Consider the following 16,422-nt stretch of genomic DNA (forward strand, 5'->3'; position numbering starts at 1 on the left):
GAAGAATCCGTGTCAAGGAGCGGCCGGCACCGCTTCGGGAACAGCCAAGGGAGCCTTCACCGGAACTGTGAACAGGGGCAACAACAACTGCACCAGCGGGCCGATGGCCAAGGCGTACACAACGGTTCCGACGCCGACGGAGCCACCCAGCAGCCAACCCACGCCGAGCACAACAACCTCGATCAAGGTCCGGGACAAACGCACCGACCATCCGGTGCGGCGGGCGAGTCCCGTCATGAGTCCGTCGCGGGCGCCCGGGCCAAGGCGTGCGCCGATGTAGCAAGCGGAGGCGATCCCATTGAGGACCACGGCGCCTGCGAGCATGCCGATCTGGCCGCCCAGGTGCGAGAACGCAGGGATCAGGGCCAGTCCGATGTCCGCGAACACGCCCACCAGTACGGCGTTGGCCAGGGTTCCGAAGCCGGGCATCTGCCGCAGCGGTATCCAGAGGAGCAACACCAGGAAGCTGACAACCACCACGACGGTGCCGATGCTCCACCCGATCTTCCCCGCAACGCCCTGGTGGAACACGTCCCAGGGATCCAGGCCAAGGCCGGCCCGGATGAACATGGCCAGGGAGATCCCGTACATCGCGAGGCCGATCAGGAGCTGGGTGATTCTGCGGGTCATCATGGAACCATGCTCCCGAAAACTGGCATTGCTTTCCATAGCCAGTTTGCAATACTGGTCTTATGCCCGGATCCCTGAACCCCACAGCCATGCTGCGTCTCCTCGGGGCGTGGAACACCGGCGCCGCTCCCGCCTATCGCGAGCTTGCCGACGTCGTACGCCTTTTGGTGATGGACGGGCGCATCCCGCTCGATGTCGCGCTGCCCAGCGAACGGGCGCTTGCCGTCACCCTGGGCGTCAGCCGGACCACAGTCACCGCCGCCTACGCCAGCCTGCGCGAGCAAGGATTCCTCCGTGGCGGCCAGGGCAGCCGGGGCCGGACGGGCATTCCGCACCGGACGATTCCGGTCAGTGGACCGGGACTGGCCGTTCCGGAGGGGATTCTTGACCTCGCCTATGCTTCACTCCCGGCCACGGGCGAGGTGGTGCACCGGGCATTCGCCGACGCGTTGATCGACCTCCCGGCGCTGTTGCCCGGTTTTGGCTACGACGCAGTGGGCCTCCCGCCGCTCCGGGAGGCCATCGCGGACCGCTACACGGCAGCCGGCATCCCCACAACGGCCGCGCAGATACTGGTGACTTCGGGAGCCCAGCACGCGCTGAACATCATCTTGAGGACCCTCGCCGGGCGGCAGCAGAAGGTCCTCGTGGAGCATCCCAGCTACCCCAACGCGCTCGACGCGATCCGCGCTTCGGGCTCCCGCACGGTACCGGTGCCCATGCCGCCGGCGGCGGAGCCTGTCGCGGAGCCGGCGTCGGGCGGTGGCGTCGAGCCGGCGTCGGGCGGCTGGGATATCGACGGGATGGTGGCGGCAATGCGCCACCAACGCCCGGCCATGGCCTACCTCGTGCCGGACTTCCACAACCCCACTGGGCGGATCATGTCCAACCTTCAGCGCCGCCGGCTGGTCCGCGAGGCGGCAGGGACGGGCACTGTCTTGGTGGTGGATGAAACGCTGCGCGAGCTGAACCTCGACGACGTCAGCACCTCGCCGCTCGCGGCGTTCAGTCCGGCGGTGGTGACCATCGGTTCGCTCAGCAAATCACATTGGGCCGGGCTCCGGACGGGGTGGATCCGCGCAGATGAGGACTCGATCAGTCGCTTCATACAGACCCGGACCACGATGGATCTGGGCGGGCCCGTCGTCGAGCAGTTGGCTGCGGCCCGGTTGCTCAGGGCCTTCGCCGAACCATTGGACGCCCGGCTAGCGGAGCTGCGGCGGAACCGGGAAGCGCTCCTCGGACTACTGGCCGAGCACCTGCCCGATTGGCACGTGGAACGTCCGCGCGGCGGGCTGACAGCATGGTGCAGACTGCCCACGCCGTCGAGCACGGCGCTCACCGTCGTCGCCCCGGACTTCGGCGTCCGGCTGGCAGCCGGGCCGCGCTTCGGCGTCGGAGGGGCTTTCGAACATTTCATGCGCGTCCCGTACACGCTGGCCCCGGCACAACTCGAGACGGCGGTGCTGGCACTGCGCGATGCCCAAGCGCGGATCGACGCCTCACCGCAGCTCCGGACCACCCTGAAGGCGCCCAAGGAACCCGCCGCGGTCGCCTAAATCCCGCGACTCCCCCAACTAGCTCGCATTCGTTGTCGTTTTGAAGGCTCAGAACGACATTTATTGCGAGTCAGTTGGGTCGTGCGGAGCCCATGCGCGGCGCGGAAGAGGAACCCATGCGCTGCTTGGCGGTGTTGCTGCCAGGACCGACCGGGACATGCGAGGTGGCTTTGGCCAGGCCAAACTGCGGCATGCCGTTGTACACCACCTCAATTCCCGACGCCGGCACCTGATAGGTTTCGTGCCACACTCCGATGTCTCCGCTTCCCGAGACTTCCTTCATGAAGCGTCGCCACGGCCCCACGTGCGGCGAATCCCTGTCCGCGGCGAAGCGCCTGAGATGCTCGAGGCTCTCCCAATAGCTGAGCAACATGGTGGTGCGCCCGAACCACTGCTCGCAGCCGAGCATCCCGGACTCCGGATGCTCGGCGAGATGGCGGAGCATGGTGGGCATTGCCGAGGCCACGCGCGCCACTTTGCCGATCTTCCACCAACGGTTGGCCCGCATTCCGATAAGGAATACGGTCACCGACTCGCGCCCGATGTCGGCCGTGAAGCGTCCGGGGAAGATTTCCTGTGCCATCTGAATCCTTCGGTCTGGGAACGGTAGCTCAAGTTCCGCTGGTCGAGTTTCATAACGTCGTTACAAAACAATGTTATGAAACACTTGAAGGCATGGCAAGACCCATCGTTCATGACCAGCTCGTCCGGCAGCGGCTCCTTCAGGTAACCGCCGAGCTCGTGGACCGGGATGGCCCGGCGCGAGTCACGCTCAGGGACGTTGCCGCGGCAGCCGAGACCTCAACGACGGCGATCTACTCGCTCTTCGGCGGCAAGGCACAGTTGCTGACGGCCGCCGTCGACGACGGATTCCGCTCGTTCGGCGACTCGCAGCGGCTCGCCGAAAGCGGCGGGCTCCGAGGCCTGGGCCTCGCCTACCGTTCCTGGGCACTGGAACATCCGGCCTTGTACCGGCTCATGTTTGGCGGCATCCTCGCCGGCTATGTGGACTGCAGCCCGACGCCGGCAGTCGCCTCGGAGGCCATGCTTCCGCTGGTGGAAGCCGTGAATGCCGCACAGGAAGCGGGGACTATTCGCCGCGATGATGCCGCAACGATCGCCATGTCCATCTGGGGGCAGGTCCACGGACTGGTGAGCCTGGAATTGGCGAACATGAATGACTCCGGAACCGATTGGGAAGGGATCTACGCCGCGGCGTTGGATGCGGTGGCGCGCGGCTGGCAATGACGCCCGAATTGCCCTGCGACGCACAAAAGGCCTCGCGACCACGGAATTCCGGGGTCGCCAGGCCATTTGCGCGTCGGCGCGTTCTACGCGTCGGAGGACTTAGGCGTACACCTTCTCCAGGAACCCGCCCCAGGCCTTAGCGGTCAGTTCGGAATCGCCGCTGCCGCTGAAATCGTGCACCGTCATGCCCACGGGGGCTCCGAAGGAGTTGCGGCCGAAGAAGCGGTACAGCGTGTCGGCGGTCCGCAGGCCCAGGAAGTGCTGGTTGGAGAAGTCGAGCTCTCCTCTCAGCCGCCCCACGCCGTCGACGTCCACCTGAACCGTCGAACCCTGCGCAATACCGTCCACGCCGAGCGCTTTCTTCAGCTTCACGAAACCGTCGGGCGTCTGCGAGGTCGCCGGACCCTGGATGTCGGTGAAGACGACAGGCTTGCCGTCGAAGTACTGAAGGTACTGGCCCAGGGTGTGCAGGTAGAACTCGGTGTGCTTGCTGGCGCCGTCGTACTGCCCCTCCCAGTTGTCCGCGAAGATACCGCTGTGGACATAGTGCAGCTTGGCCCGGCCGCCGTCGAGCGGTTCGAGTACGTGCTCGAGCTGGTTGAACCAGCCGTCCGGCCCCTCCATCCGGGTCACGAGGTGGGTGGGGTATTCGTCGACGGTTTTCACGGCCGGCCACTGATCGGTGGGGAACATCCAGGCCGAGGTGTCCTGGGTGACAGCCTGCCAGACCCGTTCAGGAGTGCCGGGCAGTTCGGTGTCGGCCACGATTTCGAATTCACGGTTGTCAGTCATTGTCCTGTTCCTTTTCTGGAGAGTGCTGCGTGTTTGTCTTGAGCGCGGGATGAAGTACGACGACGAGCCGGTGCTTGCGCGCGCCGCTCGCCACCGCGGCCGCTCCGCCGTCGTGGTACTTATCCACGAGCCGGGTCACCGCGACGCCGAGTTCCTCGGCAAAAGCGGCGCGGTCCGACGCCGAGCGGAAGGTGATTTCGCCGTCGATCGCGAAACTTGCAAGCGTCTTCTTGGCCGCGGCGGCGCCTGCTATCAGCTTGCCCATCTCCTGGACGGTCCGGGCCGCGAGCGCCAGGAGCCAGAAAGCGGAAAAGCGGTCCGAGAAGCGTCGGGGATCCGGCGCCACGGATGCAAGCGCCACCGGCGAGATCAGGTACGACGCCGCCGTCGCGCGCAAAACGCGTTCGGTGACGTTGCCCTTCTTCCGTTCCTCCACAAGTTCGACGAGCCCATGCCGCTCGAGGGCCTTGAGGTGGTAGTTGACCTTCTGCCGGGGCAGGCCCACTTTGACCGCCAGCTGCGTGGCGGAACCGGGCTCGACAAGCTCCTGCAGAATACGGGTGCGGATCGGGTCCAACGACGCTTCCGCCGCGGCGGGATCCTCGATCACTTCGATGTCCAACATGCTTCCATTCTGGCCACCGACAACTTTTATTGTCAAGAACTATTTTATCGTCGGAAGATGGCGCGGCTCGGTCATTGGGCGTCATGCGAGCCTGTACCGCTGGGGTCAGCGAAGGAGTACCCTGCGGGTATCACCGTTCGTGAGGTGCAAGATGAGGTTCAATAGTCCGCCCGCTGAGTCCGGAGCCGACCGGCCAGTCAGGCGTCGCAGGCGGCGGATCCGGGCCTGGGCCTCACGGCGTCCGGGCCTCGCTGCCTTGTCCATCGTCGGGGTCATCGCGATTGTTGGCGCCGCCGTCTTTTTCGGCGCATTCTGGTCCGCGTCATGGGTGGCGGTCAGCACACCCGCTGCAGCCGGAGCCGCGGCAGGCACCTCGGCGAATACCGGCATCTCGAAGATCCAGCATGTCATCGTCATCATGCAGGAGAACCGCTCGTTCGACAGCTACTTCGGCACGTTCCCCGGAGCGGACGGGATTCCGATGCAGAACGGATCCCCGGCGGTGTGCGTCCCGGATCCGGCCCACGGCGCGTGCGTGAAACCGTACTACGACCCCTCCGACCGGAACTCCGGCGGCCCGCACAGCCAGAACAACGCGACGGCGGACATCAACGGCGGGAAAATGGACGGCTTCATCGCCCAAGCCGAGAAAGCCGCCTCCAACTGCGCACCCAACGCCCCAGGCTGCGCGGGCGGAACGCAAAGCGATGTCATGGGCTACCACGATGCGCGCGACATCCCCAACTACTGGGCGTACGCAAAAGACTTCACGTTGCAGGACCATATGTTCGAACCCAACGCATCCTGGAGCCTGCCCGAGCACCTGTACATGGTCTCGGAATGGTCGGCCAAGTGCAGCCGGGCGGGCGATCCGCAATCCTGCGTGAATGCCCTCCAGAATCCGGGCAGCCCGCCGGACTTCACCTCCGCGATCCAGTCCACCATCATCGGCAAATGCCGGGCCGGCCTGCAGAACACGGCCTGTAAGGACGCGCTCGCCGCGGCCGGGATCACCCCGGACATTGCCGCCCAACTGCACACCCTCATCACGAAAAACTGCGCGGGCTCGGACTCCTATACGAGTTGCCAGGCCGCGATCGACAAAGCACCCCTCCCCGACGCGCTCAAGCAAAAGCTCCTGGCCGCCGCCAAGCTCCTTGCTCCACCTGACTACGCCTGGACGGACCTGACCTACCTGCTGCACAAACAGAACGTGCCCTGGGCCTACTACGTCTTCAACGGCACCGAGCCGGACTGCCAAGACGACGCAGCCATGACCTGCACTCCCGTGGCGCAGAACGCGAAGACACCGGGCATCTGGAATCCGCTACCCTACTTCGACACCGTGAAGCAGGACGGCCAGCTCGGCAACATCCAGTCCCTCAGCAACTTCTACACCGCAGCCAAAAAAGGCACCTTGCCCGCTGTGAGCTGGATCGACCCCACCGGAGCCGTCAGCGAACACCCGCCGGCGCTGGTCAGCACCGGTCAGGCCTACGTTACGGGCCTCATCAATGCAGTCATGTCGGGCCCGGATTGGAACAGCACCGCCATTTTCCTCTCGTGGGATGACTGGGGCGGTTTCTACGACCACGTCACCCCGCCCACCGTGGACCAAAACGGCTACGGCCTCCGGGTCCCGGGAATCGTCATCAGCCCCTACGCCAAACAGGGCAACATCGACCACCAAGTCCTCAGCCACGACGCCTACGCCAAGTTCATCGAAGACGATTTCCTTCACGGCCAACGCCTCGACCCTGCCACCGACGGACGTCCCGACCCGCGGCCAGGCGTCCGTGAGGACAACCCCCAGCTCGGCAACTTGGTGAACGACTTCAACTTCAACCAGCAACCCCTCAAACCCGTCATCTTGCCGGGCGGCACAACGTACTAGGTGTTTGGGCCCCGGGGCGCCGGGGCCGCCCTTGTTGCGGCCCCGGTAGAATAGACCGGTGATGCAATCCCCCCTTCCAGTGCGCGACGGCGTCAACGCCACCCGCCTGCGCCTTCCGGACGAGGGGCCTTGGGACACCGCGATGGACTACATGATGCACCGCTGGGGACATATCGACCCCCAGGGCATCGAAGACAGGTTCGACGCCGGCGAAATCGTCAGCGAGGGCGGCGCGCCCCTTGACCGCTGCACTCCCCTCGAAGAACACACCTTCATTTGGTACTACCGCACCCTCCCGCCGGAGACGCGGATGCCCGTGGAGATCAGCATCCTGCACCACGACGAGCATCTCCTTGTCGTCGACAAGCCGCATTTCCTGCCCACCACCCCGGGCGGCACGTACATCCAGGAGTCCGCGCTCGTCCGGCTCCGGAACCAGCTCGACCTGCCGGACCTCATCCCGATGCACCGGCTCGACCGTATGACCGCCGGAGTGTTGCTGCTCTCCACCAATCCGGAGACCCGCGGCAAGTACCAAGTGCTCTTCGAAAAACGGCAGGTGCAAAAGGAGTACGAGTGTGTCTCCGCCGCGGCACCTGCCGCAGGTTTTCCCGCCGTCGAGCTCCCCGCCGTCGTGCGCAACCGCATGACCAAATCCCGGAGCTACCTCCTCGCCGAAGTGATCGACGGCGAACCCAACGCGGAGACCCGCATTGAGCTGCTGAGAACGTTCGACGGCGGCACTCACGACGGCGGCACCACTCGCCGGGCGCTGTACCGCCTTGAGCCCCACACCGGCAAGACCCACCAGCTTCGCGTGCACATGGCCTCGCTCGGCCTGGGAATCGTGAACGACGCGTTCTACCCCGAACTCCTGGACAAGGCCCCGGACGACTACTCCAAGCCCCTGCAGTTGTTGGCCCGCGGCATCCGCTTCGTTGACCCCATCAGCAAGCAACCTGTGGAGTACCGCAGCCGCCTTCAGTTGAGCGAAGCCCTCCCCGCCTAACGCCCGCTCACTTATGCCGCCCTTCCCCCAAACCCTCGCTCACATATGGCGCCCTTTCCCCAAACCCTCGCTCACACATGGCGCCCTTCCCCCAAACCCTCGCTCACCCAAGCTGGGGAACATGTCCACCTTGTGGTTATACGTGAGCGGGCGTGCGGCCAAACACCCACATACCTGAGCGAGGGTGCGGCCAAACACCCACATACCTGAGCGGGCGTCGGGCGACTGGGGGCGCGGCGGCGAAACAATGGCGCGTTCAAGGATGCCGACTGGACCGGGCGTATATGCTCGGTTTTGCCGGCCCAACGACCGCGGGCGGTGTTCGGTCTCGCGAAAAGGAACCACATGGCCCACGCTGAAAACGAAGTCTCGATCAACCGCCCCGCAAACGACGTCTACGCCTTCCTGGCGGACGGGCTGAACAACAAGCTGTGGCGTCCGGGTGTGAAGACTGTCGCCCTCGCAAGCGGAGAAGCAGGAAACAAGGGTGCTGTTTACTCCCAGACGATGGCAGGCCCCGGTGGCCGCACGATCGCCGGCGACTACGAGATCATCGCTGCCCAGCCGGGCGAGCGACTCGATTTCCAGGTCATTGCCGGCCCGGCCCGCCCAACGGGGTCCTTCACCCTGAACGAGAACGACGGCGGCACGACCGTACGCTTTGCCTTGGACCTCCAGCCCAAGGGCTTCATGAAGCTCATGGGTTCGATGATCACCAAGACCATGGAGTCGGAAGTCGGCCAGCTCGCGCAGCTGAAGTCCGTGCTTGAGGCGCAGTCCGCCTGACGCCACCCGCGAAAGCCCGCCCGCGAAAGTCCGCGCGCTTCCCTTACTCTCCCGAAGCCCCGAACACGCTCCGGAATACCTCCGTCGTCTCTGCGCCGAACAACACAAATTCGACGAGTTCCAGCTCGCTCGAGCTTACGGCGTCGAACCGGCTGACGGCGTCGAACGCTACAGTGGCGACTTCGCGCGGGTCCCAGCCGTAGACCCCTGCGCTGATTGCGGGAAACGCGACGGAACCCGCCCCGAGGGACGCCGCCACTTTCAGGCTTTCGCGGAAACAAGAAGCGAGCAGTTCGGGATCGTTCTGGCCCGCGTGCCGGTTGGGGCCAACGGTGTGGATCACCCACCGTGCAGGCAATTTGAACCCGGGGGTGGCCACAGCCTGGCCCACTGGCAGTCCGTGCGGATACCCCTCCCGCACCTCCATGCACGCTGCCAGGAGCTGTCTGCCAGCCGCGCGATGGATGGCACCGTCAACTCCGCCGCCGCCCATCAAAGACGAGTTGGCGGCGTTGACGATCGCGTCGACGTCGCGCGTGGTGATGTCACCTTGCAGGATTTCGAGCCGCATGGCGCTAGTCTTGCACGGCGCTCCGGCGGACGCACCAAAGTGGGGTAATTTGTGGCCATGGACATCACCACCGCTGAAGACTGGGGGGCAGCGATCTATGTCTGGATCATCCCCATGGTGGTGGGCAACGCGATCTTGCCGCCCATACCGTCCGGGATGCTGGTGATCACCGGTGGGGCTCTGGCCGCGGAGGGCCGCGTCAACCCGTGGCTCTTGGGTTTGTTGGCCGCCGGCGCGTCGTGGCTGGGCGACATCCTCGTCTTCCAGCTCTTCAAGCGCCGTCTGGGACATGTCCTGGACCGCTGGTCTTGGGGCCGCAAAGTCCACCGGGGCATCCATCAGGCCATCGCCAAGGCCGGCCGCTCCTCCACGTATGGCGGGATTATCGGCGGCCGGTTCATTTTGGGAGGCCGGCTTGCGGCGTCGGCGGCTGCGGGAATTGCCGACGTTTCCTCGCGCGGGTTCAGTCTCTGCGCTGGCTTGGGCGGGCTGTTGTGGGCCGCGTGGCAGATAGGGCTGGGCTATTTCGCCGGTTCGACGACGAAGCTTCCCTTCTGGGCGAGCTCACTGATCGGCGTCGGCGTGGGGCTGCTGATCGGCATCGTGGTTGGCGTGCTCGTCACCCGTCGCCGGGGCGACCGCTCGCCAGTGGACGAGCCGGGCGAGCCGCCGCACCTTTAGGCGCGTCCCGCCGTCGGGCTCAAACCGGCGACCATTTCCCCCGCTGGCGGCGGAGCACGTAAAGGTTCCCTGTGAGTGCTACGCGCTCGACGGCGTCGCGCATCATGGCTGCCGACGCGCGGGCCTCGCTGTTCTCACCCGAGTAGTCGCGCGGCTCCACCAGGAAGCGGAGGCTGATCTGGGCGACGCCGCCAACAATGTCCAGCTGTTTGGATTCCACGTGGTGCCGGGTTTCCAAGGCCTCGAGCGCAGCGGCCATGACCGATTCCGGCGGATTGCCCGGCTTGAGCCCGGTGATCTTCAACTTGGTCTGGAACGACGGCATCCCTCAACCCTAAACGCTCGCTCACAAACAAGCCTTTCGGGCCGACGCCCGCTCACATGAGTGAGCGAGGGTTTCCAAAAGCACCCATATAAGTGAGCGGGCGTCGGAAGGGAAGGACCCGTTATCCCGTGTTGCGGAGGCCTGCGGCCACGCCGTTGACGGTGATGAGCATGGCCCGCTGGAGGCGTTCGTCAATCTCGGCCCCGGAAATGGAGGCTTCGCGGACGCGGCGCAACAACTCCACCTGCAGGTAACTGATGGGGTCGAGGTATTGGTCGCGGATTTCGAGGGAACGCTTGAGGGTCGGCTGGGCTTCCAGGAGCTCGGTTTCGCCGCTCAGGAGTTCCACTTCGGCAACCGTGAGATCGTACTCAGTGCGGATGGCCTTGAACAGGTGGTGCAGCTCTTCCGGAACCAGCGAAGACACATAGTGCCCGGCGATGTCCATGTCCGTTTTTGCCAGCGTCATCTCCACGTTGGAAATCACGGACTGGAAGAAGTGCCAGCGCTTCATCATCTCGGCCAACTCGGCGGTGTTGCCTGCCTCGCGGGCGGCCTTCAAGCCTGAGCCCACGCCAAACCACCCCGGGACGATCTGCCGCGACTGGGTCCAACCGAAGACCCACGGGATGGCACGCAACCCGCCGAGTCCGGCACCGGAATCAGGCCGCTTTGAGGGACGCGAGCCGATGTTCAGGGATCCGAGCTGCTCCACCGGTGTCGAGGCAAGGAAGTACGCCGGCAGGTCCGGATCGTCGATCAACGAGCGGTATTGGGCAAACGCGGCGTCGGAAATGATTTCCATGACCTGGCCATAGCGTTCGCGCTCGTCGTCGGAGGTACGCGGGTCGCGGTGCAGCGCGGAACCCTGCATCACGGCGGCCAGGGAGAGCTCCAGGTTCTCGCGGGCAAGCTCCGGCAGGGAGTACTTATCCGAGATGACTTCGCCTTGCTCGGTGAACTTGATGGCGCCTTCGAGCACGCCGTTCGGCTGGGCCATGATGGCGTCGTAGGTTGGCCCGCCGCCACGGCCCACGGAGCCGCCGCGGCCATGGAACAACCTGACGTTCACGCCGTGCTTGGCGGCGACGTCGCGCAGCTTGCGCTGGGTCTTGTGGATCTCCCACTGGCTGGTCATGACGCCGGATTCCTTGTTGGAGTCCGAGTAGCCCAGCATGATCTCCTGGACATCCCCGCGCAGCCTTACCAGGGAACGGTACGACGGGTCGGAGAGCAGCAGGTCCACGATTTCGGCCGAGGCACGCAGTTCCTCGACGGTCTCCAGGAGCGGGGCGAAGCCGATCTTTGCATACGGAGCCGCGCCGAACAGGTCGATCAGTCCGGCTTCCCGGGCCAGCACCGCGGCGGCCAGGACGTCGTCCGCGCCGCGGGTCATGGAGATGATGTAGGTTTCGACGACGTCGGGCCCGTACGTCTGGAGCGCGTGGCGGATGCTGCGGAAGACGTCGTAGGTGCGGTCGCCGTCGCCGTCGAGCTTGATGGGGTGGCCGGAGAGCGGGCGGCGCGAAGCCAGCTCCGCGCTCAGCCGCTCGAAGCGTTCGGCGCGGCTCAACTCGCCATAGGGGGTCCCGACGCCGATCCGGTCCATCAACTGCCCGACGGCGTCGTGGTGGTAGTCGGCATGTTCACGGATGTCGAGGGTCGCCAAGTGCAGCCCGAAGGAAGCGATCGCGCGGCGGACCCGGGCCAGCGCGCCGTCGGCCACGAGAACGGCCGAGTGCTTGCGCAGCGAGGCTTCCAGCAGTTCCAGCTCTGCGAGAAGTTCCGAGGTGGAGGCGTAGTCACGGCCGGGCTCGTGATGGGTGGATGCGGACACGCGGCGGCCGGTGTTGATCAGCTTGGCCTTGATGCACGTCAGTTTGAGGCGGTAGGGCTCCTGCGCGTTCAGCTCCAGGATGCGCTTGTCGAGGCCGGGCAGGTTCTTGAGGTCGACGGCGATCGAGACCAGGAGGTCCTCTTCCGCGTCCACCAGGGCTGTGGAGTTGGAGAGGATGGAAATCAGTTCGTCGATCATTGAGATGCTGATCCGCACGGCATGCTGGTTCTGCAGCTGCAGGACCTCCCGCGTGACGGAGGCGGTCACGTTGGGGTTGCCGTCCCGGTCTCCGCCGATCCAGGAACCGAAGCGGATGGGAGCGTTATGCGCGGGCAGCACGACGCCGTGCTCGCCCAGCAGTTCGGAAAGGTCCGTGAGCATCTCCGGCATGGCATCGGTCAGGATGCTGCTCAGGTAATAGATGGCGTTGCGGGCCTCGTCCACGGGAGTGGGGCGGACTTGGCGCAGTTCGTCGGTCTGCCACATCTGGTCGATGATCTCGGCGAGCTGACGGTCCTGTCGACGGCGGGCGGCCGTGCCCTCAAGGGTGGATTCTGCCAGGACGTCGGAGAGCTTGCGGATCTTGTCCAACACCGAACGGCGGGAGGCTTCGGTGGGGTGCGCGGTAAAAATGGGACGAACGTCCAGCTCGTTGACGACATCTTGCAGGGCTTTGGTTCCGGCTTCGTCGGCGATCTCGGCCACGGCTTTGGCCAACCAGCCGTCCTTTTCCTGGCGGGTGCGCAGTCCGCGGACGCGGTGCACTTGCTCGGCGGCGTTGGCGAGGTGGAAATAGAAGGCGAAGGCGCGGACCAGCTCAGTGGCTTCCTCAAGGGGCAACGAGGCGAGCAGCTCCCGGACCTGGGCGACGACGTCGTGCGCGCTCCACGGACCTGTAGCGTCGGCGCCGCCGCGGGCGGCTTCCTTGGATTCCTTGGTGAGCAGGCGCACCTGCTCGACGAGCTGAAGCAACTCGGGCCCGTGCTGGCGAACCAGCGACTCTCCGAGAAGCGTAGAGACGCGGCGGACATCGGCCCGCAATTCCGCGGCAAGGTCGGTGCTGAGATGTGCAGTGTCAACCATGAAAAATACCTTCTGGCGTTGGGTGTGGCCCGTACACTGCGCTGGATACTGTGAGCCGGATTACTGATATTTCCAAAGGAATCCTACCCGCAGCCCATACACGGCCGGCAATCCGTCTCAAATGTTGTCGCAGGTTCCACCTGCGCGCCCTGGGCGTCCGCCCTGGCCGCCCGCCCGGGCTGCCGCGCCGCCCAACTGACTCGCAGTTGTTGTCGTTATCGGCCCTCAGAACGACATCTAATGCGAGACAGTTGGGTTCCGGGAATGGCGGCGACGGGTGCATGGTTAAGCCAAGAACACCGTCCAAGCCGCCGGAGGAACCATGAGCGCAACAGCCCCCGCAAGCAACGCCCAGCTGGAACGTTGGCAGCGTTTCCGCAACGGCCGCAACGCCGCCCTCGCAGCGGACCACGGCTGGCTCACCCTCACCTCCTTCCAGTGGCTCGAATCGGCCCCCGCCGCCGTCGAACTCGTCCCGGGGCTCTGGTCGACGGACGGCACGACGGCGACACTCACCGCGAGCGCGGCCGATGGGCTCACGCTCGTGGAGACGGGAGCTCCTGTGGACGGCACGATTTCGGCCACCCTCCAGGACGAGGAATCGCTCATGTGGGTGCAGTTCGGCGGCGCGGATGGCACAGAGGTGGTGGTCGAGCTGGCCATGCGCGCGGACAAGTATGCCATCCGCACCCGGGACAACTCCTCGCCGGTACTGACGGAGTTCGACGCCGTGCCCACCTATGAATACAACCCGGACTGGGTGCTTGAAGGCCGCTTCGAGGCCTACCCCGAACCGGTGGATGTTCCGATCGGGACAGCCAACCCCTTGGTGGACGGGGTGCACCGATCCGTAGGCGAGGTGGTTTTCCGGGCGCCGGGCCTGCCCCACGAGATCCGCCTGCACGCCGAGGCCGAGAAACTCGGAGCACTCACTGTCACTTTCCACGACGAAACGAACGGCAACACCACGGACGAATGGCGCAAGCTGTCCGTCTCGCGCCCCCGGCCTGACGGTTCGGTAGTGCTCGACTTCAACCGCGCCATCAACTACCCCAGTGCCTTCACCCCGTATGGCACGTGCCCCATGCCCGTGGCGGGAAATTCGATCGATGCGGCGATCGAGGCCGGGGAGAAACTGCCGGCAGGCCGGATCGTCTAAAACCAAAAGGCGTTACATCTCCCATAAGGCACGCTACACTCTTCTTGGAAAGCGCTTACCAAGCGCTCCTGGAACGACACCGACGTCAGCAACCCCGCCACGGGGATAGATGAGGAGAGACATGGGCACCCTGTCCACGCCCGTCCCGGCAGAACGCAAACAGCCCAGCCATGAAGCAAGCCGGGTGGCCCTGGTGGGGGTCCACGGCTTCGGCGCGCACCACTTGCAGAACCTCGAAAGGCTCCAGGCCAACGGCGTCGTACGCCTCGTTGCCGTAGCGGATCCGAATCCGCCTACCTCGGGCGCCCTCCCGCCCGGAACTGCTGTATTCAGCAACCTGGACGAACTCCTGGCTGGAACCCCCGCACTCGAGCTGGTTATCGTGGCCACACCCATCCAGACGCACGCGCAGCTCGCCCTCGCAACGCTCCCCCACGCAGACCTTTACCTCGAGAAGCCTCCGGTCGCTTCCCTGGCCGACTTCAATCGTTTGCAGGAGGCCGCCACTGGGGCCGGCAGGAGCGTCCAGGTCGGTTTCCAAAGCCTCGGATCCCGGGCCTTGCTGGCCATTGAGGAACTGCTCGCGGCTGGAGAGATCGGCACGCTTCTGGGCATCTCGGCCACCGGACGTTGGGTGCGCGACCGCGCCTATTACAAACGCTCCCGCTGGGCGGGCAAACGCAGCCTGGACGGCATCGACGTCGTGGACGGCGTTGCCACCAACCCGCTGGCACACGCCATCGCCACCGCCCTGAGGATCGCGGGGGCGCGGACGGCGGACGATCTTGCCACTGTGGAAACAGACCTTTACCGCGCCAATGACATCGAATCCGACGATACCTCCGTGATCCGGATCCGCACCGCCGCGGGCCTGCCCATCACATGTGCGCTCACCCTGTGCGCCGCCGAATCCGTGGAACCGTACATCACCTTGCAGGGGAGCGAGGGCACGGCGGTGTTCCACTACACCGAAGACCGCCTCACCGTCAGCTCTGCCGCCGGGAAGAGCGAAACCGTGTACAGCCGGGTGGACCTCACGGAGGACTTGCTGGAGCATCGTCACCAGCTGCGCTCCGCGCAGGGCCCTGCAACCGTGGCGCCGCTGATCAGCCCGCTCGCGGACAGCGGCGCCTTCATGCAGGTCCTGGAGGCCATCCGCACCGCGGAATCCCCTGCACTGATCCCGGAGGAGTACGTCACCTGGGAGGGCGAGGGTGATGCAGCCCGCGCGGTGATCGACGGAATCGAAGACGCCCTGGAACGCGCGACGGCGGCGCACGCCACCTTCAGCGAACTCGGCTTGCCGTGGGCGCGGCCTGCCGGGGTCGACGTCGAAAGGCCGGTTTTGAGCCTGCCCGACGGCGTCGGACAGGGCGGCGCTGCTGTAGTGGGAACGCTGCAAAGCGGCGCAGGCCTTGCCGCGCGGCTGTCACCGAGGCCCTATCTGCACCCGGTCCGAACACTCGCCGGAGTCAAGGTCACCGACCACCTCCCGGCGGACCACCCCTGGCACCTCGGCGCAGGATTCGCGTTGCAGGACGTGAACGGCAGCAATTTCTGGGGCGGCAAGACGTACACGCGCGCTGCGGGCCGTTACGAAGAGCGGCAAGACCACGGCCGCATCATCGAGCAGTCCGCACCGTCCGGGGCGGCCCTGCTGGAGCAGGACCTGAGCTGGCAGGCACCGGACGGTACTGAGCTGCTCCGCGAACGCCGCACGACCCACTCCCTGCTGGTTGACTACCGCACGTGGCAACTCGAGCTACGAACGGAACTGACCGCTGTCGTCGACTCCTCGCTGGGCGGCCCCGGCTCAAACGGCGCCCTCGGAAGCGGCTACGGCGGATTCTTTTGGCGCTTGCCTGCGTGCTCCGAAGCAGAAGTCTTCACCGCCGAAGGGCGCGGTGAACCCGCAGTCCATGGCTCGGCCTCTCCTTGGTTGGCCTGGACAGCGGACTTCCCCGAAGGCCCCGCCACCCTGGTGTTCGCCGCCCCGGCTGAGGCGCAGGATCCTTGGTTCGTCCGGATGGCGGACTACCCGGCAGTGGGTTCGGCCCTCGTCTGGGAGCGGCCGGTGGACCTTACAGCAGGCGACTCCTTGGTCCGCACCTTCGCCGTGTGGATCGTCGACGCCAAGTTGTCCCCGGCCGACGTTGCCGAGCTGGTGGCCGGCCGCGTCTCCGCCACCCGATAGGCACGCGGAAAGGCGGGGCCCGCACTGGG

At 65.6% G+C, this 16,422-nt stretch carries 15 protein-coding genes; 8 read left to right on the plus strand and 7 right to left on the minus strand.

Translation table 11 applies throughout. The annotated features are described in order from the left end of the window. Positions 1-12: 12 nt before the first annotated feature. A complete protein-coding gene (locus BMF89_RS08575) occupies positions 13-633 on the minus strand; it encodes a hypothetical protein (protein WP_078106674.1) in 621 nt (206 codons plus the stop codon). Positions 634-692: 59 nt separating this feature from the next. Here BMF89_RS08575 and BMF89_RS08580 point away from each other — a divergent pair, with 59 nt between their 5' ends. Beyond that, the gene (locus tag BMF89_RS08580) at positions 693-2,189 is read left to right on the plus strand and encodes a PLP-dependent aminotransferase family protein (RefSeq protein WP_078106675.1); all 1,497 of its coding nucleotides are present in this window, start codon (positions 693-695) and stop codon (positions 2,187-2,189) included. 70 nt (positions 2,190-2,259) lie between these two features. On the opposite strand, the gene BMF89_RS08585 is transcribed toward BMF89_RS08580, so the two are convergent. Next, positions 2,260-2,772, minus strand: coding sequence for a DUF4188 domain-containing protein (locus tag BMF89_RS08585; RefSeq protein ID WP_078106676.1), 513 nt, complete (start codon positions 2,770-2,772; stop codon positions 2,260-2,262). A gap of 92 nt (positions 2,773-2,864) precedes the next feature. Between BMF89_RS08585 and BMF89_RS08590 the strand changes: the two genes are divergently transcribed. Then, positions 2,865-3,437: a TetR-like C-terminal domain-containing protein gene (locus tag BMF89_RS08590; protein WP_078106677.1), complete on the plus strand. Its 573-nt coding sequence runs from the start codon at positions 2,865-2,867 to the stop codon at positions 3,435-3,437. Positions 3,438-3,536: 99 nt separating this feature from the next. Here the strand turns inward: BMF89_RS08590 and BMF89_RS08595 are convergent, their stop codons facing one another. Next, entirely contained in the window at positions 3,537-4,229 is a 693-nt protein-coding gene (locus BMF89_RS08595; RefSeq protein WP_078106678.1) for an ATPase, read from the minus strand. Continuing rightward, on the minus strand, positions 4,222-4,854 hold the full coding sequence (locus BMF89_RS08600) for a helix-turn-helix domain-containing protein (RefSeq protein WP_078106679.1): 633 nt from the start codon (positions 4,852-4,854) through the stop codon (positions 4,222-4,224). Before BMF89_RS08600 ends, BMF89_RS08595 begins: the two co-directional genes overlap by 8 nt. 151 nt (positions 4,855-5,005) lie before the next feature. Between BMF89_RS08600 and BMF89_RS08605 the strand changes: the two genes are divergently transcribed. From BMF89_RS08605 to BMF89_RS08615, 3 genes are all read left to right on the plus strand, one after another. Further along, entirely contained in the window at positions 5,006-6,748 is a 1,743-nt protein-coding gene (locus BMF89_RS08605) for an alkaline phosphatase family protein (RefSeq protein ID WP_078106680.1), read from the plus strand. Between the two features lie 61 nt (positions 6,749-6,809). Then, positions 6,810-7,757 (plus strand): RluA family pseudouridine synthase, encoded by a 948-nt coding sequence (locus BMF89_RS08610; protein WP_078106681.1) that lies wholly within the window; start codon positions 6,810-6,812, stop codon positions 7,755-7,757. A gap of 345 nt (positions 7,758-8,102) precedes the next feature. After that, positions 8,103-8,543, plus strand: coding sequence for an SRPBCC family protein (locus BMF89_RS08615; protein ID WP_078106682.1), 441 nt, complete (start codon positions 8,103-8,105; stop codon positions 8,541-8,543). 43 nt (positions 8,544-8,586) lie between these two features. On the opposite strand, the gene BMF89_RS08620 is transcribed toward BMF89_RS08615, so the two are convergent. Continuing rightward, on the minus strand, positions 8,587-9,114 hold the full coding sequence (locus BMF89_RS08620) for an O-acetyl-ADP-ribose deacetylase (RefSeq protein ID WP_078106683.1): 528 nt from the start codon (positions 9,112-9,114) through the stop codon (positions 8,587-8,589). Between the two features lie 57 nt (positions 9,115-9,171). Between BMF89_RS08620 and BMF89_RS08625 the strand changes: the two genes are divergently transcribed. Then, the gene (locus BMF89_RS08625) at positions 9,172-9,795 is read left to right on the plus strand and encodes a VTT domain-containing protein (RefSeq protein ID WP_078106710.1); all 624 of its coding nucleotides are present in this window, start codon (positions 9,172-9,174) and stop codon (positions 9,793-9,795) included. Positions 9,796-9,814: 19 nt separating this feature from the next. Here the strand turns inward: BMF89_RS08625 and BMF89_RS08630 are convergent, their stop codons facing one another. After that, positions 9,815-10,120, minus strand: a complete 306-nt coding sequence (locus tag BMF89_RS08630) for a hypothetical protein (RefSeq protein WP_078106684.1) — start codon at positions 10,118-10,120, stop codon at positions 9,815-9,817. A 121-nt stretch (positions 10,121-10,241) separates the two neighbouring features. Then, on the minus strand, positions 10,242-13,040 hold the full coding sequence (gene ppc / locus BMF89_RS08635) for a phosphoenolpyruvate carboxylase (protein WP_078106685.1): 2,799 nt from the start codon (positions 13,038-13,040) through the stop codon (positions 10,242-10,244). Between the two features lie 322 nt (positions 13,041-13,362). Here ppc and BMF89_RS08640 point away from each other — a divergent pair, with 322 nt between their 5' ends. Beyond that, positions 13,363-14,199 carry a DUF1684 domain-containing protein gene (locus BMF89_RS08640; RefSeq protein WP_078106686.1) on the plus strand — a complete coding sequence of 279 codons (837 nt, stop codon included), beginning with the start codon at positions 13,363-13,365 and terminating at the stop codon, positions 14,197-14,199. Between the two features lie 121 nt (positions 14,200-14,320). After that, positions 14,321-16,393, plus strand: coding sequence for a DUF6807 family protein (locus tag BMF89_RS08645; RefSeq protein ID WP_078106687.1), 2,073 nt, complete (start codon positions 14,321-14,323; stop codon positions 16,391-16,393). Positions 16,394-16,422 lie beyond the last annotated feature (29 nt).

Source organism: Arthrobacter sp. SRS-W-1-2016, assembly GCF_002009585.1.
Classification (GTDB): domain Bacteria; phylum Actinomycetota; class Actinomycetes; order Actinomycetales; family Micrococcaceae; genus Arthrobacter; species Arthrobacter bambusae_A.